This is a genomic window from Paenibacillus sp. NRS-1781 (genome assembly GCF_050467745.1).
GTDB lineage: Bacteria > Bacillota > Bacilli > Paenibacillales > Paenibacillaceae > Paenibacillus > Paenibacillus terrae_A.
Map to the genome: position 1 here is coordinate 114,867 of NZ_JBITPI010000002.1, position 19,874 is coordinate 134,740.

General features: G+C 47.9%; 17 protein-coding genes and 1 pseudogene. 3 read left to right on the plus strand and 15 right to left on the minus strand.

Annotation, left to right across the window (positions count from 1 at the left end; translation table 11 throughout):
* Positions 1–183: 183 nt before the first annotated feature.
* The 5 genes from ACIFO6_RS00720 to ACIFO6_RS00740 all read right to left on the minus strand — a co-directional run bounded on the left by ACIFO6_RS00720 (position 184) and on the right by ACIFO6_RS00740 (position 5,524).
* Positions 184–1,158, minus strand: a complete 975-nt coding sequence (locus tag ACIFO6_RS00720) for a polysaccharide pyruvyl transferase family protein (protein WP_430036924.1) — start codon at positions 1,156–1,158, stop codon at positions 184–186.
* On the minus strand, positions 1,133–2,512 hold the full coding sequence (locus tag ACIFO6_RS00725; protein ID WP_430036927.1) for a lipopolysaccharide biosynthesis protein: 1,380 nt from the start codon (positions 2,510–2,512) through the stop codon (positions 1,133–1,135). Before ACIFO6_RS00725 ends, ACIFO6_RS00720 begins: the two co-directional genes overlap by 26 nt.
* A gap of 73 nt (positions 2,513–2,585) precedes the next feature.
* Entirely contained in the window at positions 2,586–3,539 is a 954-nt protein-coding gene (locus ACIFO6_RS00730) for a glycosyltransferase family 2 protein (protein ID WP_430036977.1), read from the minus strand.
* A gap of 40 nt (positions 3,540–3,579) precedes the next feature.
* Positions 3,580–4,521, minus strand: coding sequence for a glycosyltransferase family 2 protein (locus ACIFO6_RS00735; protein ID WP_430036930.1), 942 nt, complete (start codon positions 4,519–4,521; stop codon positions 3,580–3,582).
* A gap of 202 nt (positions 4,522–4,723) precedes the next feature.
* On the minus strand, positions 4,724–5,524 hold the full coding sequence (locus ACIFO6_RS00740; protein ID WP_430036933.1) for a DUF1836 domain-containing protein: 801 nt from the start codon (positions 5,522–5,524) through the stop codon (positions 4,724–4,726).
* A gap of 223 nt (positions 5,525–5,747) precedes the next feature.
* Here ACIFO6_RS00740 and ACIFO6_RS00745 point away from each other — a divergent pair, with 223 nt between their 5' ends.
* Together ACIFO6_RS00745 and bacA are read left to right on the plus strand one after the other, a co-directional pair.
* Positions 5,748–7,118, plus strand: a complete 1,371-nt coding sequence (locus ACIFO6_RS00745; RefSeq protein ID WP_430036936.1) for a hemolysin family protein — start codon at positions 5,748–5,750, stop codon at positions 7,116–7,118.
* Between the two features lie 128 nt (positions 7,119–7,246).
* Entirely contained in the window at positions 7,247–8,044 is a 798-nt protein-coding gene (gene bacA / locus ACIFO6_RS00750) for an undecaprenyl-diphosphate phosphatase (protein WP_430036939.1), read from the plus strand.
* Positions 8,045–8,184: 140 nt separating this feature from the next.
* On the opposite strand, the gene ACIFO6_RS00755 is transcribed toward bacA, so the two are convergent.
* The 7 genes and pseudogenes from ACIFO6_RS00755 to ACIFO6_RS00785 form a co-directional block, all read right to left on the minus strand.
* Positions 8,185–8,511, minus strand: a complete 327-nt coding sequence (locus ACIFO6_RS00755) for a thioredoxin family protein (protein WP_430036941.1) — start codon at positions 8,509–8,511, stop codon at positions 8,185–8,187.
* A 212-nt stretch (positions 8,512–8,723) separates the two neighbouring features.
* Complete coding sequence (locus tag ACIFO6_RS00760; RefSeq protein ID WP_430036944.1) at positions 8,724–9,635, minus strand: aldo/keto reductase; 912 nt, start codon at positions 9,633–9,635, stop codon at positions 8,724–8,726.
* A 132-nt stretch (positions 9,636–9,767) separates the two neighbouring features.
* The gene (locus ACIFO6_RS00765) at positions 9,768–10,751 is read right to left on the minus strand and encodes a siderophore ABC transporter substrate-binding protein (RefSeq protein WP_430036947.1); all 984 of its coding nucleotides are present in this window, start codon (positions 10,749–10,751) and stop codon (positions 9,768–9,770) included.
* Positions 10,752–10,763: 12 nt separating this feature from the next.
* Entirely contained in the window at positions 10,764–11,522 is a 759-nt protein-coding gene (locus tag ACIFO6_RS00770) for an ABC transporter ATP-binding protein (protein ID WP_430036950.1), read from the minus strand.
* Positions 11,516–12,466 carry an iron chelate uptake ABC transporter family permease subunit gene (locus ACIFO6_RS00775; protein ID WP_430036952.1) on the minus strand — a complete coding sequence of 317 codons (951 nt, stop codon included), beginning with the start codon at positions 12,464–12,466 and terminating at the stop codon, positions 11,516–11,518. Before ACIFO6_RS00775 ends, ACIFO6_RS00770 begins: the two co-directional genes overlap by 7 nt.
* Positions 12,456–13,409, minus strand: a complete 954-nt coding sequence (locus ACIFO6_RS00780; RefSeq protein ID WP_430036955.1) for an ABC transporter permease — start codon at positions 13,407–13,409, stop codon at positions 12,456–12,458. The genes ACIFO6_RS00775 and ACIFO6_RS00780 overlap by 11 nt, the downstream gene beginning before the upstream one ends.
* Positions 13,410–13,630: 221 nt before the next feature.
* Positions 13,631–14,113: pseudogene (locus tag ACIFO6_RS00785) on the minus strand (GNAT family N-acetyltransferase).
* Positions 14,114–14,362: 249 nt separating this feature from the next.
* Here ACIFO6_RS00785 and ACIFO6_RS00790 point away from each other — a divergent pair.
* Positions 14,363–15,334: a ring-cleaving dioxygenase gene (locus ACIFO6_RS00790; protein ID WP_430036958.1), complete on the plus strand. Its 972-nt coding sequence runs from the start codon at positions 14,363–14,365 to the stop codon at positions 15,332–15,334.
* A gap of 162 nt (positions 15,335–15,496) precedes the next feature.
* On the opposite strand, the gene ACIFO6_RS00795 is transcribed toward ACIFO6_RS00790, so the two are convergent.
* The 3 genes from ACIFO6_RS00795 to ACIFO6_RS00805 form a co-directional block, all read right to left on the minus strand.
* Complete coding sequence (locus tag ACIFO6_RS00795) at positions 15,497–17,194, minus strand: M3 family oligoendopeptidase (protein WP_430036960.1); 1,698 nt, start codon at positions 17,192–17,194, stop codon at positions 15,497–15,499.
* 223 nt (positions 17,195–17,417) lie between these two features.
* Positions 17,418–18,227, minus strand: a complete 810-nt coding sequence (gene thiD, locus ACIFO6_RS00800; RefSeq protein WP_430036962.1) for a bifunctional hydroxymethylpyrimidine kinase/phosphomethylpyrimidine kinase — start codon at positions 18,225–18,227, stop codon at positions 17,418–17,420.
* Between the two features lie 189 nt (positions 18,228–18,416).
* A complete protein-coding gene (locus tag ACIFO6_RS00805) occupies positions 18,417–19,823 on the minus strand; it encodes a DNA-binding protein (protein WP_430036965.1) in 1,407 nt (468 codons plus the stop codon).
* Between the last annotated feature and the right edge of the window lie 51 nt (positions 19,824–19,874).

Sequence of the window (19,874 nt, forward strand, 5' to 3'; positions counted from 1 at the left end):
CCCACTCTGTTAGTTTAAGCCATTAAATATTCATTGCCTTAATTGTTTATCTAATTAAATCATATCTTTGCTCTATATAGCACTAAACAAAAAACCTCCTAAACCAATTAAATGGTCAGGAGGTCTTGAAAAATTTCAGTGCAATTAGAGATTACTCTCAATACTCAATAACTTTCCTTACTATTAAGAAGGCTGCTCCAGCGCATCCGGTGTATCGCTGAACAGCTTCGCCTTGGGATTAGGCTGTGTCCAGGTGTTATAATACTGCGAGTTTTTGCCGTAGGAATTATCAATGACGACATGCGGCATATCGAGCAGGCAGGCCAGAATATGACCATGCAGCCGTGAGGTGCGAACCTCGCGGTAAGAGCTGAACAGCGTAACCGCTTTGTTCATGAGGTGGTCGGTGTACTTGTACCAAAAGGTACGCGTAGGCAGCGGACCGCCGATTTTTTTATCCAGACGGTAAAACTTCTGGAAGTAGACGATCCCTTTCACTTCCAGCGGAGTGAACAGAGTATCCCAGTCCAGACGGTGGGCGGCATCTGCTTCGTCGTCGAATTGCTTTTGCCCCCCTACGGTTTCAATATCCGTACGCAGGAAGTACAGTACGTCCTTGACCGTTTCCGTAGTCGGCTTCAACGGCCAGAGCTGGTGCGCCATGTCCGGGCATAGCGTGATGCTGCACTGATTCAGCTTTTCCTTGGCCCACTGATAAGAACGTATATCCCGCACAAACATATGTAGATCCGGGTGACCATTGAACAGCGCAGCGACCTCATTCCCCTTCTGTTCAGATTGAAAATGGATCGTCTGCGGCATGATTACAATGCGGTGGCTCGGAAAATCCCGCACGATGCGTTCCCGCAAATTTTGGTGATTTGAATATAAATCGCCGAAATTGCCGCCTCCATGACACACGATAATCCAGTCGCCCGGAATTTGAAGCTGATCGGGAATATCCATAGCACTGTAACGGGCACGAACACGGATACCGTTATCCTTGAAGAACGCCTCGGTGCCTTTCATGATGAGTACGTCTCCACCGTTGTTATACACGGGGTAGTCAACATAAATGATGTTCGAGCCTTGGGGGACTACGTCGAGAATGACGCTCAGCTTATTTTTCAGTTTAGCCATGGGATGCGAATTCGGCATCTTTCAGTTCTCCCTTCCTGCGCTTCTTTTGTATGGTCTGAATAACAAATGTGATATCACTTTTATCAAAAATGATCCGTGATAACGGAACATCGAAAAACATTGGGAATGAAAACAGGGAGAATGCCAACCGTACACAAGCGCCTACGAGCAAAGCAATGGCAATGCCGTTCAGACCGAAGATCGGGGTACAAATAAAGAACAGGCCGACGGTAATCGCATATGCCACAATTTGCCGAAACAGCACCAGCCCCGGCCGACCCAATGCGTTGAAGGCCGAAGCCAGAATCCATGAACCGCCTCCGATGATGCACTCCAGCGACAGCAGGTAGAAGGTTAACGATGCTTCCAGAAAAGCGGGGCCATACAGCAACCCCAGCATGTATCGTCCAATGAACAAAGCCGGCACGATGACGATCAGCATGGCAGCCATGGAGATGCGAAAAGCACGACCGACGGTTTCGACAATTTTGCTGTGCTCCATTCCGGTCACCTTCGGAAAGGTTACATTCGTGACGGCATTTTGCACCACATTGAACACACGCGACAGAGCATAGACGACAGAGTACAGACCAAACGCCTTGGGTGACAGCAGCGCCACGATGACGATTTTGTCTGTTTGGGTGGACAGCGTCCCCATCAACTCCATCCCGTAGACTCTCGCTCCATAGCTATAATAAGGGCGGAGCACCTGGCGGCTGGTGAACGGGCGGAAAGCACGCAAATTCATATGCTTGCGCAAACGGAGGAACGCCCAGACCAGTGCAAGGAAGCTCGCGGCAAAATTAACGGCCCCCGCCAGCTGCACATGGAGCAGCCCCATCACCCACAACATCACCAGACCGATGAAGTTCAGCAGCGGATAATAAAACAACAGCCCATTATATACGCTAAACCGATCCAGCCCTTGCGATAATGCTGTTGTCAGCGCCGTAAGCACCGCCAGCGGTACCGCAGCCGCACAATAGAGCTGTGACAGGTGGACGATATCCGCACCATAGCCATTCAGCCACAGCGGCATACATATCCAGGCTACAGCTCCCGCCAGCAAGCTGGCAGGCAACTGAATCCACAGCGACAGCGCCACCAGCTCCTCTGTCGTGCCTGTTTTCTTCTTGAGGTTATAGATCAGCGACGTTGGCAAGCCGAAGCTCAGCACGCTGCCGATCAGCGTAGGCCAGAACAGAACTGCCGCCAGTTCTCCTTTCCCCTCGACTCCGAGCATACGTGCGGTCAGGATGGAAGTCAGGGTCGTGACGATCAGCACGAAAAAATTGTTAAAGCTCGTGCGCATGATCGTTTTGGCGAGACTGTCACCCGTGAATACTTTCCTTACTGCTGTCCATGTGCTCATGTTACGTCCAACTCCTGTTCCTTATTAAGCCTCTCGTCTCTATGCTCACATCGTGTCTCCTGCCGCACCTCCATCAGCCTACCGTTTTTTTGGAATTTCGTTCAGGTAGCTGCCCTCCGCCCATTGGCTCCTTCTGACTTGAAAAAATCGCCTTCAGTGCTCTTCTGTAGCCTTGAATGGCAGAATGATTTTTCTTGGGCTTCTCTCTCAAAATTTGATACAGCGTCGTCCAATACAGCGCAGCATAGCCAATCGGACCAGATCGCTCGTCCCGCAGCAGATGAATATGATTCATCACCCGCATATAAGTGACCTGCTCCATATTGTCGCGCGAGGACGACGATTCGTGGTGAAGCAGCGTAAGCGCCGGGTTAATATACAGCGGTCCGCTTTTCATGGCAATTCGTGAAAGTAACAGGTCTTCCCCTACACTATAGCTTTGCAGCCAAGGGACCGGCTCGAGACTGCGAATCGCCTCACGGCGAAATGACATATTGCAGCCATGAAAAAACTCGGTTCGAAACGTCTTCTTCGCCTTGTGCCAGTTGTACATCGAGCCGGACTGACCGCTGAGAGACAGCCTTCCTTTGGACAAGGACTGCTGAAATGATAGCAGGCAACGAATGCTTCCCATGAAGCTGTTGCTCATTCCCTGCGCAATCCCGCCGACACCAGCGGCCTGCGGGTAAGCCTCATAGGTACGTATCAGCTCGTTCAAATAATTGTTCGGCAGCTCAACATCATCGTCAAGAAACAAAATGATATCGCCCTGCGCCAGCTCAACTGTTTTTACACGTGAAAGCCATAAGCCCGGCTGCTCCTTGCGATGGTATCTGTAGGTAATCCCCGCTCTGCCCAATTGACGCTCATAGCGTTCCAGCACATGCTTGGGCAGTTCTCCATCATCAATAATCCACAGCTCGGTTTCACATGCCTCCGGTGCCCCACCCATAGCTATTGTATTAATGCATCGGGTCAGATCGTCAACCCGATTGCGGGTGCACAGGGCAATGGACAAGCTTAACATCATACTCCCCCTTTATCCTGAAAATGTGTGTGGAATCAGATTACTGAACCGCCGGGCCTAAATATTCGTTATATTTTTGCTTGCGCGGATTCAGAATGAACAGCACCCCCTGTTTGTATCCTGCTGCTGCATTAAAGTTACGGCGTAGTATTTCCTTGAACATCAGGTAGGACAAGGTCCATAAAAGCGCCCCGTACTGGATGGCTCCCGCCTTTTTCAGAGCAAGGAAATAATAGTGATTAATCGCTGTAGCCTTGGCTACTTTGCCCGCCTTATCGCGCGAGCTTGGAGATTCGTGATGAATGATCGTTAAGTCGGGATTGATAACCAGCTTGCCGTAACGGCTCGCCAACTGGCACATATACAAATCGTCAGCCACGGCATAGCTGGTCATCCACGGATACGGCTTCATATCCCGAAGCGCATCCCGCCGGAATGACATGTTGCAGCCATGAAAAAATTCCGTGTCAAAAACCTCTGTTGCTTCTCCCCAGCGCAGCAATGAGCCTGCCAGACTACTGGGCGAAAGCTTGCCGAGAGACGGGGACATCTGAAATGTCAAAATGCCCAGCAGCTTCCCTGCCCGGCTCGAATGTAGTCCCTTTGCAATCCCTCCAACACCCACAATCGTTTCATCCTGATCATAGGTATCGAGCAAGCGCCGGATATAGAGTTTATCGTCCAGTTCGGCATCATCGTCAAAATACAGCACGATATCATACCGTACAAGAGATAACGCTTCATAGCGGGACAACCAAACGCCGGGACGACTTTTTTTATGATACTTCAAAACGCCTTGAGGCAAGCCGGATACCAGGTCACGGTACAGCTCGACCTGTTGGTCGGAAAGATCGCCGTCATCCACAATCAGCAGCTCTACAGCCGTATGCTCCAGCTGCTGCTGTCCTGCGATAGATTGTATACAGCGTGTCAGATCCTCGATCCGATTGCGGGTACAAATGATGATGGAGACATCGGACATGCCATTACCTCCTGTGTGTATCCAGATGCTTTGGAAGAGATATTCAAAGTTTTTCCAATTGCTGGATGATATATGTTTATTGTATCTTTGACAGCGTTTGAGTGTATATACCTCTTTTGTATACTTTTTCAGTCTCCAAAAGGGTAGACAATACTCGAAAAAGGGCAAAAAAATAGGATCGGCTTCTAGCGCCAATCCTGATCTACCCTTGAAAGTCCAGAAACAACGTCGCATTCACATACCTGCGTGCCATGGACAAAAAATAACTATTTTGCACCGATACCGCAGCTACCAGCAATGTATTCCGAACGGCTTGACACTGGTTAGGGGTCAAATGCTGCAAACGGCTGGTGTATTGATCTGCGGCCTGAATCAGCAGCTCCTCTGTCGCACCCTCCTGACGCTGCTGCCCTGTAGCGGCATTTCCGTTTTCTTTGGCAAGCCCGCCCCCTGCCACATCCAGCAGTTGATCTCCATTCGCATCCAGCTCCTCAAACAAGGTTGAATAAGCAGCGTACAAATCGACCGGCTGGATTAGATCATCCGTATCATCCTCCGGCTGCTGGAACAGGATATGAAATAACTGACGGATGGATTCAAAATCAAGGCACGATTTCAAATCCTCCACAATGAGCAGCAGTGCGGCCTGGTTGACTGAATATTTCTTGCCGATCTTCGGCGATCCGAGAAATTCCTTGAAGTCGCGTTTGACCCAATTTTGCATGGAGGCTAGTGAAACATGGCTATATTCGACCAGTTGGCCAAGAGAAACGATCTCCTGTAGTGAAAAAGCTGCGCTGTGCTTGCCCTTGATAATTTTATCCAGCACAGGCGTTACCTCAGTATACAAAAATGTCGGCATCGTGCTGCCGGGACGGTCCGGATGGATATGGGTGCGTCTCCAGGCATCCTGAAGAACGGCCAACGGCTGCAATTCGCGGCGACCTTCCATCGCCAGCAGCAAATGGGCCATATCACGGCGTGTGAGGGTAAAAGACTCCATCTGCTTTCCTCCCTTTAAACCATTTCAAGTTCATTTGAACTCATCATACGCCCATAAACTAGGCTTGTAAAGTGAAGCAATGATCCGTGCGGGTTCTGTTTTGCCTTATTTTCCGTGCAAATTGGAGGTAGGTGACCTACTATGATTGGATATGAACCTTGTATATTTGCTTTTAAGTTCTTAAAATAAGTTCAAGTGAACTTAAAATGGAGTTCATTAAAAATTGAACGAAAAAGGGATGAGTGAAAATTACATGGGTATAGGTGTCAGTCTATTTTTGTTCGCGGTGTTGATTATATTTAGTGCTTTCTTCGTGGCTACCGAGTTTGCGATTATTAAAATCCGTTCCAGCCGGGTCGATCAGCTGGTAGTGGAGAACCGTAAAAACGCACTGGCGCTACAAAAGGTCGTCAATAATCTGGACGGCTACCTGTCCGCCTGTCAGCTTGGTATTACGATTACAGCGTTGGGACTCGGCTGGCTCGGTGAACCGACCGTGGTCAAATTGCTGGAGCCTCTCTTTCAACAGCTCAACATCAATGGGGAATTTTCACATATCCTGGCCTTTATTATTTCATTTGTCATTGTAACTTACCTGCACGTGGTTATCGGTGAGCTGGCTCCCAAAACGCTGGCGATCCGCAAAGCAGAAGCCGTGAGCTTATTGACCTCCCCGGTCATCGTATGGTTTAACCGGATTATGTATCCGTTTATCTGGCTCCTGAACGGCTCGGCCAACCGTCTGGTTCGTCTGTTTGGTCTTCAACCGGCAAGCGAGCATGAGGAAGCACACTCGCAGGAGGAAATTCAGATCATTTTGTCCGAAAGCGTCGAAAGTGGTAAGATCAATAACACCGAATATGGCTACGTGAATCGTATCTTTGCTTTTGACGAGACCGTTGCCAAAGAAATTATGGTGCCACGTACAGATATGGTATGCTTGTTTACGAATCGCTCGCTGAAAGAAAACATGCTAACCATTCACGAAGAGCAGTATACCCGTTTTCCGGTGGCGACAGAGAGCAAGGATCAGATCATCGGTATGATTAATACCAAGCAATTGTTCCTTGAGTATGACCGCAACCCTGAGCTTGATTTCCATAGTCTGATTCAACCGATCCTGACTGTTCCGGAAGTGATACCTGTCAACACGCTGCTTAAACGCATGCAGAAGGAGCAGGTTCATATCGCCCTTCTCGTCGATGAATACGGCGGAACCTCCGGTCTGATTACCATTGAAGACATTTTGGAGGAAATTGTTGGCGAAATTCGTGATGAATTTGATAAGGATGAACGGAAGGAAATCGAGAAATTAACGGAGAACCGTTATTTGATGGATGGCAAGGTGATGCTTTCCGATCTGAGCGATCTGACTGGCTTGACGTTGGACGATGAGGACGTGGATACTGTCGGAGGGTGGGTGTATAGTCGGGTTCCAGAACCGAGACAGGGCAAGGAATTCATAGAAGATGATGTGAAATTTATCATTCGGGAAATGGGTAAAAATCGTATTCGACGGGTGGAGATTATTCTACACAATGAATCTCCTGTATCTGAGTTGGAAGCGGAATCGGACACTTCTTCCCGGGAGTGAACCTCTGTGACCTGAGTGGCCTGCACTGTGCACTTGACACTTGCGTTCACTCCTACTGAAATGACATACTTCCAGGGCAAACGGCTTAGGCCGTTTGCCCTGCACGCGTGTAAGGAGGAAATAGTAAAGTGGATATTTTATCATCTATTATTATGGGCATTATTGAAGGGCTGACAGAGTTTTTGCCGGTCTCTTCGACGGGTCATATGATCCTGACGGCTGATCTTCTGGGGTTAAATACGGAGAGTGATACAGTCAAAACGTTCGAGGTTATTGTGCAATTGGGTGCTGTGCTGGCGGTCGTCGTATTGTACTGGCGCAGGTTCCTGAGCCTGTTTGATTTCAGACGCAGAATCTCGAGCCAGCCACGTCTGAACCTGCTACACATTATTTTGGCCATGATCCCTGCGGGTGTGATTGGCGTGCTGTTCCGTGATGTCATCAAGCAATACCTGTTTGGCCCTCAAACTGTTCTGTACAGTCTGGTCATCGGAGGCTTGCTCATGATCGCGGCTGAAAAATTCCATCCGCCTATTAAATCGCATACGGTGGATGACATTACGTATAAGCAGGCTTTTACGATTGGCTTGTTCCAGGTCCTGGCTTTATGGCCCGGCTTCTCCCGTTCAGGCTCAACCATGTCCGGGGGCCTATTCGCCCGTGTAAGCCATACAGCAGCCGCTGAATTTACATTTTTGGTTTCTGTTCCAGTCATGCTGGGCGCATCGGGCATTGATATGATCAAAAGCATGGACCATCTGTCCATGAGCGATTTTCCGGTGTTCGCGGCAGGCTTTATCACTGCCTTTATCGTCGGAATGCTGGCGATCAAAACGTTCCTCGGTCTGCTCAAACGCTTGAGCCTGACTTCATTCGCCATCTACCGCTTCGTATTGGCGGCTGTGTTCTTCTTCATTATTTTGTAAGCTGTTGTTTGTTGCCGCAAAGCCTTCATGCTTTTCAGCAATAACAGCTCGTTTCGTATGACAAAAAAGGGTTATCCCATAGGCTTGATTTGTCAGCCATGGGATAACCCTTTTTCTATTTCAGCATGTTGCATCATTCATTATTGTTTTGATTCCAACGTGGTCAGGTATTCGGAAATTTGTGCTGGCGTCTTGGCATATTTGCTGTGCAAATGAGCAATTTTTTCGCCGTTACGGAAAACAAGCAGGCTCGGAATTCCACGCACTTGATTTTCTTCGGCAATCGGCTGGAATTTCTCGGCATCAAGCGCAAAGAAACGCTTATCCGCATTTTCCTCGATAATGCCACCCATGAATTTATCCAGTGTCTTGCAATCCGGACACCAGTTTGTATCAAATTTTACGACCGTCAAGCCGTCACCGTTAATCAAATCCTGATACTGCTGCTGTGATTCGATGCGTTCCATTTGTTGGTTCCTCCTAAAGTATATTTATGAACGTCTCCATACTCGAATATGGATTATAAACCTGAGCTTACTCTTATATTGTAATGATTCTTTCATATATTGCAACTACGGTGAGTACACGTTCGAACGTATGGCCCGATATACTGGCTGGCAAATCGCATTTTCGACCCGACCGTGTGACAAAGATTCCCTCTGCCCTACGTGTGCTCGTATCAGCGGTATTGCGAATCATAGCGGTTAGCCCGGCTAATCTGCTGTAGCACCTCCCGCTCCTGTTGGGTTAACGACGGGAGACTTGCTGCTGCGATATTATGCTCCAATTGTCCCAAAGAGCTTGCACCCGGAATAACGGCAGCGACAGCCGGATGAGACAGACTATAACGGATCGCCGTCTGCCCCATGCTGCGCTCTGTCCCCGTGAACGCCTTTAATTGCTTGCGTACGTCCAGCAGCTCCGTCTCTTTGTAGTCCAGATAGCCCTTGGCTACCTTGCCTTCGCCTTCGTCGGTCAACACGCCGCTGGCGACAGGCCCGCGTGCAAGGACACTGATTCCGCGCTCCTGAAGCAAAGACAGTACCTCTTCCTCTGCCCGACGGTCCAGCAAGCTATATTGATTCATGACACTGACGATATTGGAACGCTCGACATATTCGCGGATGACGTGAGGGCGAATTGAGGAAATGCCATAATAACGGATGACCCCCTCCCTTTGGAGCTGTTCAAAAGCCTCAATCGTTTCGTCGATGGGATCGTCAATCGTTCCTCCGTGAAGCTGATACAGGTCGATATAGTCCGTCCCCAGGCGGCGCAGGCTTTCTTTGACCGCAGACAGAATATACTCCTTGGACGGGTCCCACCCCCAGCCCTCCTGGCCCGGCATACGCCGATTACCGACCTTGGTCGCCAAAACGACATCTTGACGCCGTCCACGAATCGCTGCACCCACGATTTCCTCATTACGTCCGTGATGGTACAAATCCGCCGTATCCAGCAGGTTCACGCCCCGATCCAGCGCTTCATGGATCAGGTAAACACCTTGCTGTTCCTCCGTACCGACCGACATACAGCCCAGGCCAATCTCGCCTACCAGCAAATCCGAAGATCCCAGACGATTTTTCTTCATATATGGGTTCCCTCACTTTCAATAGCGTGTAACATCAATTTTTGAATATTACTCTATTATACGCAAAAAATAACCCCAAAGGGCATAGAGACTCACGATCTCCAATCCTTTGGGGTTATTGCATGTTATCCATTACAACGCGGCGTCAATTTCCTTGATCATTTCCGATACGGATTCCAGACCATTACCTGACAGGTACCAGTAGTTCGGGTCAAGATACACAATATGACCGTTTTTAAATGCATTGGTTTTCTTCACCAGTTCATTCTCAATCGTTTGTTTGCCTGTGACCTGTTCCTTGCCCTCCTCTACCACAACAGCTCCACGGTCAACGACAAAGATGTAATCCGGATTTTTTTGCTGTACATATTCAAATGAAACCTTTTGTCCATGGGTGGATACTTTAATGTCAGGATCCACAGGGGTTACGCCAAAAGCATCATGAATGATACCGAAGCGGGATTGCTCGCCATATGCGCTCAGGCTACCTTCATTCGTCAGTACGATTAGTCCTTTGGCTTTGCTCGCTACAGCCTTGTCATGTACGGCCTTGATGGAGCTATCAATCGTAGCCAATTCCTGTTTGGCAGCATCCTCTTTAGCGAAAATTTTACCCAGTGTTTCAACGTTTTTCTTAAAGGAATTCACAAAATCCTTGGTGTCTACTGCCAACGAAATGGTCGGTGCAATTTTGCTCAATTCTTTGTACGCATCTGCCTGTCTGCCACCAATGATGATCAATTCAGGAGAAAGATCGCTGATTTTCTCGTAATCCGGTTCAAACAGCGTACCTGCACTTGCATATTTGGAATCTTTATACTTGCTCAAATATGTAGGAAGGTCCTGCTGTGCTACCGCCGCAACGTCAACACCCAGCTTATCCAGCGTATCCAACGCGCCAAAGTCAAAAACAACGACATTTTTCGGATTGACCTTTACTTGAACCGGATTTTCATCCAATGCATGTTTAACTTCGATGGTTTTGGATTCTGTTGTTGCAGCAGAAGATGATCCGTTGCCCGTCGCTTCCTGAGTGGCTGGAGCCGCTTTGCCGCAGGCTGACACGATCAGTACCAGCGCCAGCATCAGCGTTAAAAACATCATATTTTTCTTCATTTTACATTCCCCCTATGTGAAATAAACGCAAATTTTATGATCACCGATCTGTTGAATCGGAATATCCATATCGTACAAATCCTTTAATACCTGACTATCAATCATTTCGTCAGCGGTTCCCTGCTTCAGTAGCCTGCCGTCCTTCATCCCCACAATATAGTCCGAATAGCAGGAGGCAAAGTTAATGTCGTGAAGCACGACCAGAATCGTTTTGCCGAGATCATCCACCAAACCGCGCAGCGTCTTCATAATCTGAACCGAATGCTTCATATCCAGATTGTTCAGCGGCTCATCCAGCAGTATGTATTCCGTATCCTGAGCCAGAATCATCGCAATAAAGGCCCGCTGTCGCTGTCCACCGCTAAGCAAATCAATATGCTTGTCCTTCATATCCTCCAGCCCCATGTAGGTCATGGACTGTTCGACCATTTTGCGGTCCTCGCTGTTTAATCTGCCTTTGGAATAGGGAAAACGGCCGAAGCTGACCAACTCCTTGACGGTTAAGCGAATGTTGACATCATTGGTCTGTTTTAAAATGGATATCTTCCGGGCCAGCTCCTCACTTTTCGTCAGACTCACGGATTGCCCATCAATCAGAATTTCTCCCTCATCGCTGTCTGTCAGACGACTGATCATCGACAACAATGTGCTTTTTCCCGCGCCGTTGGGTCCAATAAAGGAGGTAATGGTGCCTTTCGGTACGGTGACGGATACCTGATCCACCACATTTTTATTCCCGTAGCGTTTGGATACGTTTTTGACTTCTACCATGATTTATTCTCCCGCAGCAAAAGGTACAGGAAGTACACCCCCCCGATAAAGTTAATAATGACGCTGACCGTTGTCGATAAGTCGAATACTCTTTCTGCCAGCAGTTGGCAGCCTGCCAATGCAATGACACTGACACAGATGGAGGCCGGAATAATATATCTGTGCCGATAGGTCTTCATCACCTGATAGGCCACATTCGCCACAATCAACCCGAGAAAAGTAATCGGTCCGACGAGCGCCGTGGAAATGGAGATGAGAATCGCCACAATCACTAGCAATCTTTTAATAATAAAACCGTATGGTAGCCCCAAGTTAATCGCATGCTCCCGTCCCAGCGACAGCACATCCAGATACTTGATGAACCTCCACGCATAAGCAAATACGAGCACTAGAATCACGACGGACAGCCATAGCAGCTCGGTGTTCACATTACTGAAGCTGGCAAAGCTTTTGTCCTGAATTTTGGCAAATTCGTTCGGATCAATCAGCACTTCCATAAAGGTAGATAAGCTGTTGAACAGCGTGCCGAACACCAGACCGATCAGCAGAAGTACATAAATCCCGCGTCCGTCCTTGCGAAAAATTAATTTGTACAGTAAACCCGCGAACAGCACCATCAGTCCCACAGATAATAAGAAGTTCAGCTCTCTGCTGGTCGAAATGAACGGTACGGAGCCAAACGCAAAAACAATGGTCGTCTGAACCAGCATATACAGTGAATCCAGTCCGATAATACCCGGGGTCAAAATCCGGTTGTTCGTAATCGTCTGGAAAATAACCGTTGCAAAAGCAATCGAGCCACCTGTCAGGATGAAGGCTGCGATCTTTTTCAATCGTCGCGGCAGCGCGTAGTGCCAGGTATGCGGAAGATCCATAAACACGAAAGCAGCAATCAACACAAGCGCGGCAGCGGCTAGTATGCCAATTTTTAATTTAGGATTCATAGGCCCTTCTCCTCAACAGCAAATACAAGAACAACGCGCTCCCGATCACACCAACCGTTAGCCCTACAGATATTTCATACGGATAAATGATGACCCGTCCCAAAATATCGCAAAACAGCACAAAGACGGCGCCCAAGGTTGCGGTATGGGCCAAACTTTTTTTCAGATTATCGCCCATATACATGCTGACCAGATTGGGTACAACCAGCCCCAGAAAAGGGATCGTTCCCACGGTCAATATGACGACGGAGGAAACCAAAGCCACGATCACCAGACCGACATTGACGGTGCGCTTGTAATGTACGCCCAAATTTGCCGCAAAATCCTCGCCCATGCCTGCAATTGTGAAACGATTCGCATATATGTACGCTAATGCAACCAAAGGAACACTAAGATACAGCATCTCATAGCGACCACTCATCACCAGTGAAAAATCACCCTGCATCCACGAGGAAATACTCTGGATCAGATTGTATTTATAGGCGAAAAAGGTCGTCACCGAATTCAAAATGCCCCCGAACATCAAACCGACCAGCGGGATAAATACCGGGTCCTTGAAACGGATTTTATCCAGTATTTTCATGAAAATCAGTGTCCCCGCCAGGGCAAACCCGAAAGCCGTCAGCATCTTCGTCCAAAATCCAGCCGCTCCAAACACCATAATAGCCATCAGCACACCTAATCGTGCTGCATCCATCGTCCCTGCGGTGGTGGGCGATACAAATCGGTTCCGGGTAAGCTGCTGCATAATAAGCCCACAGATACTCATACTCGCTCCTGCGATGATGATGCTGATCAAACGCGGTAGTCTGCTAATCAGGAGTACCTGCGCCTGATCATTGGTTAAGTAGAACAAATCAAGTGGAGTTACATCATGAACACCGATAAAAACCGAGGCGAAGGCCAGTACCAGAAAAGCCAGTATTAAATAACGCAATTTCATGTTCTAACCAAGGGAGCCTGTTCTCCAACAACCTGTACCAAGCTTCGGCCCTGTCCTCCCCTCCAATAATGATAATCATTATCAAAAATCAACTAGCATAAATTATATCAGTCATCTCGTATCTGTCAAATTTTTTGAAATGAACAAAACATGCAAAAAAAGCCGTCGGGAGCATCCCGACAGCTTGATCTACTTGATTTTAAAAATTTTGAATGAGGAGCTTACGACTTCCACTCTTCCCGCAAAAGCCCCATTCGGATCGAATCATAATACTGTCCATTATAATATCTGCACTTTCGAAGCCGGGCCTCCAAGGTCATCCCCAGTTTTTCCCCAACCTTCATCATCCGATGGTTTCCTGACCAGGTTGTAAAGCCCACTCTTACTAGAGGTAATGTATTAAACAAATGCGTGATCCACAGTCGAAGTACCCTAGTACCAAACCCACGGCTCCAATATTGCGAATCATAGATACCTATCCCTATTTCAAGCCATTGAGAAGGCTTATGCTCCCAATAATCATCTTGCCCGACTCGCTTTTCCTTATCTTGGAGATAATCTTCATAAGAAAGTGTCTTATGTTCATAATAAGGCGCATCCCATTGCTTCCATTCCGGTGCTTCTTCTTTATAACTTAACGTCCAAAGAGCCTGTAAGTCTTCTTATGTAATGGGCCTAATGGTTAAATCCTTATCCGCATACATCGAGTACACTCCTTTTATAATAAAATTCATTCTATCTACATTGGGCTATATCAGGCTTTATTGTATATGCTTTTGCATGATTTCGAATTTCTATTTTTGTCCGTCTTTGGAGTCCGTGTATAATTCAAGTTGACAAACAATCCAAAATAATATATCTTAATATCAAGATAATAAATAATAAAGAAAAGTTTACGACTGTTTATTTTGCTTTTACATGCTAATCATATAAAAACCAAGGAGAATAATGACATGAAACTGTTAGGATTGCATCACGTTTCGGCGATTACAGCGGCGGCGGCTAAGAATGTTGATTTTTATACTCAGGTAATGGGACTTCGGCTCATTAAGAAAACGGTGAATCAGGATGATGTTAGCGTCTATCACCTCTTTTATGGAGATGAGCGCGGAACGGCTGGTACCGAAGTCACTTTCTTTGAGATTCCGCATGCTGGGCAAACTCGTACGGGGAATAACAGTATTTCGGCGCTTTCCCTGCGGGTACCGAATGACAAGGCACTGGATTACTGGAAAGACCGTTTTGAGCAATTGGATGTAAAGCATGGTGAAATTACGGATCAAGCGGGACGTTTGGCGCTTTCGTTTGAGGATTTTGAAGGACAGCGCTTCTTCCTGGTTTCGGATGAGCATGACAACGGAGTGCGAGGCGGCACGCCTTGGGAGAAAAGCCCTGTCCCTGCTGAATACGGCATTGTAGGTCTTGGGCCGGTTCATCTGACCATTCCCAAAGCGGAGAATACCATTCTTATTCTGGAGCAGGTGATGGGCTTCCGCAAAAAGGGCTCCTATCCTTCTCCTGTTGCAGGACAATCGGATGTGGTCATCTATGAAACCGGCGAAGGCGGTACCGGGACTGAGGTTCATCTGGAAGAACGCAATGATCTTCCACAAGAGCGCCCGGGACGAGGCAGTGTGCATCATGTAGCCTTCCGTGTTGCAACTGAGGAAGAGCTTAGACAGTGGGTTGATCGTATGAACCAACTGCAAATTTCCAGCTCAGGGTTCGTGGATCGCTTTTACTTCCGCTCATTGTATTTCCGTGAGCCGAATGGCATTTTGTTTGAATTAGCAACCGATGGACCCGGCTTTGATACAGATGAAGAGCTGGAGTTTCTGGGTGAATCGCTGGCGTTACCGCCATTTTTGGAATCGCGCCGCGCCTCCATTGAAGCCAACCTCAAACCGCTGAATACCAAGCTTTAATGGAGTTCTATTTGCTCTAAAAGCACACAAAGCCGGGACTTCTACATCATGTAGGGATTCCCGGCTTTTTCCGTGCAACAGCTCTGTTTCCATCCCAAAGGACATCTCATTTGCAAGCCTTCCAGCTTTTACTGGTAAGTGAAATGCCCTTTTGGGTTAAGCTTAAAGCTTTTTATCATCCACGCTGTTCAGCCAAGCTTCAATTTCTCCGATCACAGAGGCAATACATCCATCCTGGAACGGCGAGATCAGACCAGCCAGCTCCACCAATCCGGTAAAAGAATGACTCCCCCCGGCACGGCACAGCTTCAAATAATCTTCCCACGCAGCTGTCCGGTCGATGCTCATACGTTTCCAGAATTGAAATGCGCACAATTGCGCGAGTGTGTAGTCGATATAGTAGAACGGGGATTGGAAAATATGTCCCTGCTTATGCCAGAACCCGCCCTGCTCCAGATACTCGTTGCCTGCATAGTCCAGATGCGGTTTATACTTGCGTTCAATGGAGCGCCATGCACTTTTACGTTCGGCTGGCGTCCAGTCTGGATGTTCATATACTGCATGCTGAAATTCATCCACAGCTACGCCGTAAGGGACAAATAACAACGATGAGGACAAATGTTCAAAGTGATATTTATCCGTATCGTCCTCGAAGAACTGCTTCATCCAAGGCCATGCGAAAAACTCCATACTCATGGAATGAATTTCAGCCGCCTCCATGGTTGGCCAGTGGTACTCGGGGATTTCAAAGTGTCGACTTTCATACACCTGGAAGGCATGACCCGCTTCATGCGTCAGCACGTCGATATCACCGGAGGTACCATTGAAATTGGAGAAAATAAACGGAGTGCCATATTCGCTCAAAAACGTGCAATAGCCTCCGCTTTGCTTGCCCTTTTTGCTAGTCAGGTCCATCAACCCACGTTCGATCATAAAGCTGAAAAATTCATGGGTTTCCGGTGATAGCTCCTCATACATACGCGCTCCATTACGAATGATCCACTCCGGGTCGCCTTTGGGTGTAGGATTGCCTGACAAAAAGTTAAAGCCTTCATCATAATAGCGAAGCTGCTCCACTCCGATCCGCTCGCGTTGGCGCTCCTTGAGCTTGGTTGCCAGCGGAACGATATGCTTCAGCACTTGTTCGCGAAAATTGGCAACCATAACGGCATTGTAATCCGTACGTCCCAAACGGGCATAGCCCAGCTCTACAAAGTTATCGTAACCCAGCTTGTGCGCTATGCGCGTGCGTACCTTAACCAGTTCATCGTAAATTCGATCCAGCTCATCCTCATGCTCGCTCATAAATTGATACTTGGCCTCGGAGGCCTGTTTGCGTGTCTCCCGGTTTGTCGCCATTTCAAAAGGCAGGAGCTGCGACAATGTACGTTCTTCTCCCTCGAACGGAATCTTCGCTGAAGCAATCAATTGGGAGTATTCGGAGGTCAGCTTATTCTCCTGCTGCAAATCCTCAATAATATCCGGGTGGAACGACTTGAGTGATACCTCGGCGATACTGAAAAGCTGGCTACCCCACTGGCTCTCCAGCTCGGCCCTGAACGGCGAGTCCACCAATGCCCGGTAGTAATCAGTTACATACTCCTGAATGACCGGCGTGAAATCATCAGCGTACTCTTGCTCTGCTTTGTAAAATGCATCCTCCGTATCAATGGAGTGCCGAACCTCTACTAATTGCAATTGCGTTTCCACGTTACTGCGCAGCTTATTAATGGCATGAATGACTTCATTTTGACGCTCTACGCTGTCCGCTTCACGAAATTGCTGCAACAGCGTTTTAAACCGCTGTTCAATTTCAGTTTGCTCTGGTCGGATATAAGCCATTTGGCTGAATAATGTCATTGCTTCGAGTCCTCCCTACATTTAATAAATCTGATGCCTATTATACAGTACGATTAGAGCAAACTGGAAGATATAATTCCAAAAAAATACAACACCAAAAGCCGCAATACCCTGTATTGCGGCTTAAGTCTCTAGCCTAACGGTACATATTTCGTAGATGCACTCCCTATAGCAGCCATTTGAGAAGTTTGCAAAATCCGGATTTTATAAATGCATTCCTGCTTTACTGATTTTGCAAACGATGTGCCGCATGCAGAGTCGGGCCGACAAATTCATTCAGCTTGAAGCTGCCTTCAATCGCCTGTGTAATGAATTTTTTGGCCTGATCCACCGCTTCACGTACGGTCAGCCCCTGAGCCAAGCCAGCCGTTACTGCTGCCGACGTGGTGCAGCCTGCACCGTGGGTGAAGCTTGTTTTCACAACATCCGCCTCGAACCAGTCGAAGGTGATTCCATCATACAACAGATCCATCGCTTTACCTGCGCGGATTTTACCACGATCCTTGATCAGCACGTGCTTCGCCCCGCGCTCATGGATAATCGCAGCCGCTTCCTGCATCTGTTCCAGCGTCGTAATCGGTCCGTTCTTCGCCAATTGCGAAGCCTCGAACAAATTCGGCGTTACCAGATCAGCGCCCGGGATCAGAAATTCCAGCATCGCTTCTGTATTTTCCGGCTGAAGCACTTCATCCGTGCCTTTGCAGACCATAACCGGATCAATAACGACCCGTTTAAGGTCATGCTTGCGCAGATGGCTGGCAACCAGTTCGATAATATCAACAGAACCGAGCATACCCGTTTTCATGGCGTCAAAGCCGATGCCTTCCAATACCGTGCGCAGCTGTGCTTCTACCACATCCAGCGCAACAGGATATACAAGATGGTCCCAGGTTTTGGGTTCCATCGCAACTACGGTTGTCAATACATTCATTCCATATACGCCAAGCTCCTGAAAGGTTTTCAAATCTGCCTGAATACCAGCGCCGCCGCTGGTATCGGAGCCGGCTATCGTTAATGTTTTGGGAATCGTCATTTTCACATGCTCTCCTTCACTTACTGTGCTGCATTTATCCTAATCCCGCATGCGAAACTTGTCAACGCGCAATGCATTCTTCCAATGCTAAAAGTCACAGAATACAGTAGCATTAAAAAACGAGAACGTTCCCTTGGATCGGGAGCATCCTCGCAAGAATAGGATAGATGAAGGTTTGAATTACACAGATTACATATATCCGCCGGTACTGTGATCATAGGCATGATTCTTTTCATTTTCACGCACCCCCAGGCAAAACTTCTGATATAGATGCTGCTGTTCCGGGGTAGAAAAATTCCGGTGCTGCTCAAACAAAGCCATGCAACCAATAATATGCTCAGTATAGCTATTGTCTACAGCCAGCTGCAAGCAATGCAGTGTTTGCCCCACTCCCTCTGCATAATCGCCCTTCCGAAAATGATATTCGGCATACACCTTGCAAAAGGAGGCGAAACGGAATGCATTAAAATGCTTGCGGTAGTGAGTGTCCCATTGATCCGGGGCAAGCTCCCAGAAGCTCTTGAGTTGCTGACTGAATAGCCCCAGCTCGGCATCCACAAAGTAACCGAACCTGTTCGCTGATTCCAGCAGCGTATTCAAGCCTTCCAGTGTCTCGTCCGGATGCTCGCGCAAATACGTAATATATTCATAAATTGCAGAGGTATTGCCCATTTTAATTTCAATACAAAGCCGATTGCCTCGAGCATACACACGATGCATGTCCACTACTTTCCGGCCTTCCTCGTCCAATCCTTCAAACCAGCTCAAATCTGCATACCCATCAATCCATTTCTTGGATTCCTCATACCTGCCCTGAAACTCATAGCAGCTGGCCTTGAGCAGATGACCCTGTGCATAATAGTAGACAAGCGGTTTGAGCAACTCCAGATGCTCATCTCCAAAGCGGTTCCGATTGCGGTATAGCGCCTGAGCCAATTCTCGCAGCTCGTCCGCATACATTTCCATCTCGGACCATTGCATTTTTAACGCAAACACTTGAGATAGCATATGTAAGCCTTCCAATGCGTAAGTTTCCGGCAACCGACCACGGTACAAATGGAATTGTACAGCAGCCTTCAAGCTCCGTTTGTTATCCTTGATCTGAATCTGGAATATACGGAAATAGCTGATCGCTAACCGCTCGGAGTGGGTATATTTCTCACTCTCGATGACGCAATTGTACAGAAGCAAGGCGGCTTCATATCTGTCGTCATCAAACATCGCTTCTGCGGTCTCAAAAATAGCCGGAATGTTCGATAAATCATCCATCAGATAGCCAAGTACGCTGCAAATACATTCCAGCTTGTTCAGCTCCGAACAACGGAGAAGAAACGGACGTAACCTCCTCCAATGCGGTAAGGAATGAATAAAACATTCATCCACATACATCTCGAACAAGGCCCCTTCCTCCAATCCCATAGCCCCGGTAATCAGATCAAGCTGATTAACTGAAATCGGCCGTGGGGGATTCCGGTTAAGTATACCACTAAGTGTACCCGGATTTACCTTGGAAGCGTCTGCGAAACATTGCATGGAAATACCTTCACGCTGAATATACTTTTCAATTTCTGCACGAATCGTGGTGTTTTTTTCCAAAGGGACACCCCCTCCATCAAATGATGGTGACTTTTTCATGTGCGCCCGGCA

Bases quoted from the DNA above. Each gene is read 5' to 3' on its own strand.
- ACIFO6_RS00725 (WP_430036927.1), bottom strand. From the start codon at position 2,512: ATGAGCACATGGACAGCAGTAAGGAAAGTATTCACGGGTGACAGTCTC.
- ACIFO6_RS00780 (WP_430036955.1), bottom strand. From the start codon at position 13,409: ATGAAATTGCGTTATTTAATACTGGCTTTTCTGGTACTGGCCTTCGCC.
- ACIFO6_RS00775 (WP_430036952.1), bottom strand. From the start codon at position 12,466: ATGAATCCTAAATTAAAAATTGGCATACTAGCCGCTGCCGCGCTTGTG.
- ACIFO6_RS00770 (WP_430036950.1), bottom strand. From the start codon at position 11,522: ATGGTAGAAGTCAAAAACGTATCCAAACGCTACGGGAATAAAAATGTG.
- thiD (WP_430036962.1), bottom strand. From the start codon at position 18,227: ATGACGATTCCCAAAACATTAACGATAGCCGGCTCCGATACCAGCGGC.
- ACIFO6_RS00760 (WP_430036944.1), bottom strand. From the start codon at position 9,635: ATGAAGAAAAATCGTCTGGGATCTTCGGATTTGCTGGTAGGCGAGATT.
- ACIFO6_RS00765 (WP_430036947.1), bottom strand. From the start codon at position 10,751: ATGAAGAAAAATATGATGTTTTTAACGCTGATGCTGGCGCTGGTACTG.
- ACIFO6_RS00735 (WP_430036930.1), bottom strand. From the start codon at position 4,521: ATGTCCGATGTCTCCATCATCATTTGTACCCGCAATCGGATCGAGGAT.
- ACIFO6_RS00730 (WP_430036977.1), bottom strand. From the start codon at position 3,539: ATGTTAAGCTTGTCCATTGCCCTGTGCACCCGCAATCGGGTTGACGAT.
- ACIFO6_RS00790 (WP_430036958.1), top strand. From the start codon at position 14,363: ATGAAACTGTTAGGATTGCATCACGTTTCGGCGATTACAGCGGCGGCG.
- ACIFO6_RS00795 (WP_430036960.1), bottom strand. From the start codon at position 17,194: ATGACATTATTCAGCCAAATGGCTTATATCCGACCAGAGCAAACTGAA.
- ACIFO6_RS00740 (WP_430036933.1), bottom strand. From the start codon at position 5,524: ATGGAGTCTTTTACCCTCACACGCCGTGATATGGCCCATTTGCTGCTG.
- ACIFO6_RS00720 (WP_430036924.1), bottom strand. From the start codon at position 1,158: ATGCCGAATTCGCATCCCATGGCTAAACTGAAAAATAAGCTGAGCGTC.
- ACIFO6_RS00755 (WP_430036941.1), bottom strand. From the start codon at position 8,511: ATGGAACGCATCGAATCACAGCAGCAGTATCAGGATTTGATTAACGGT.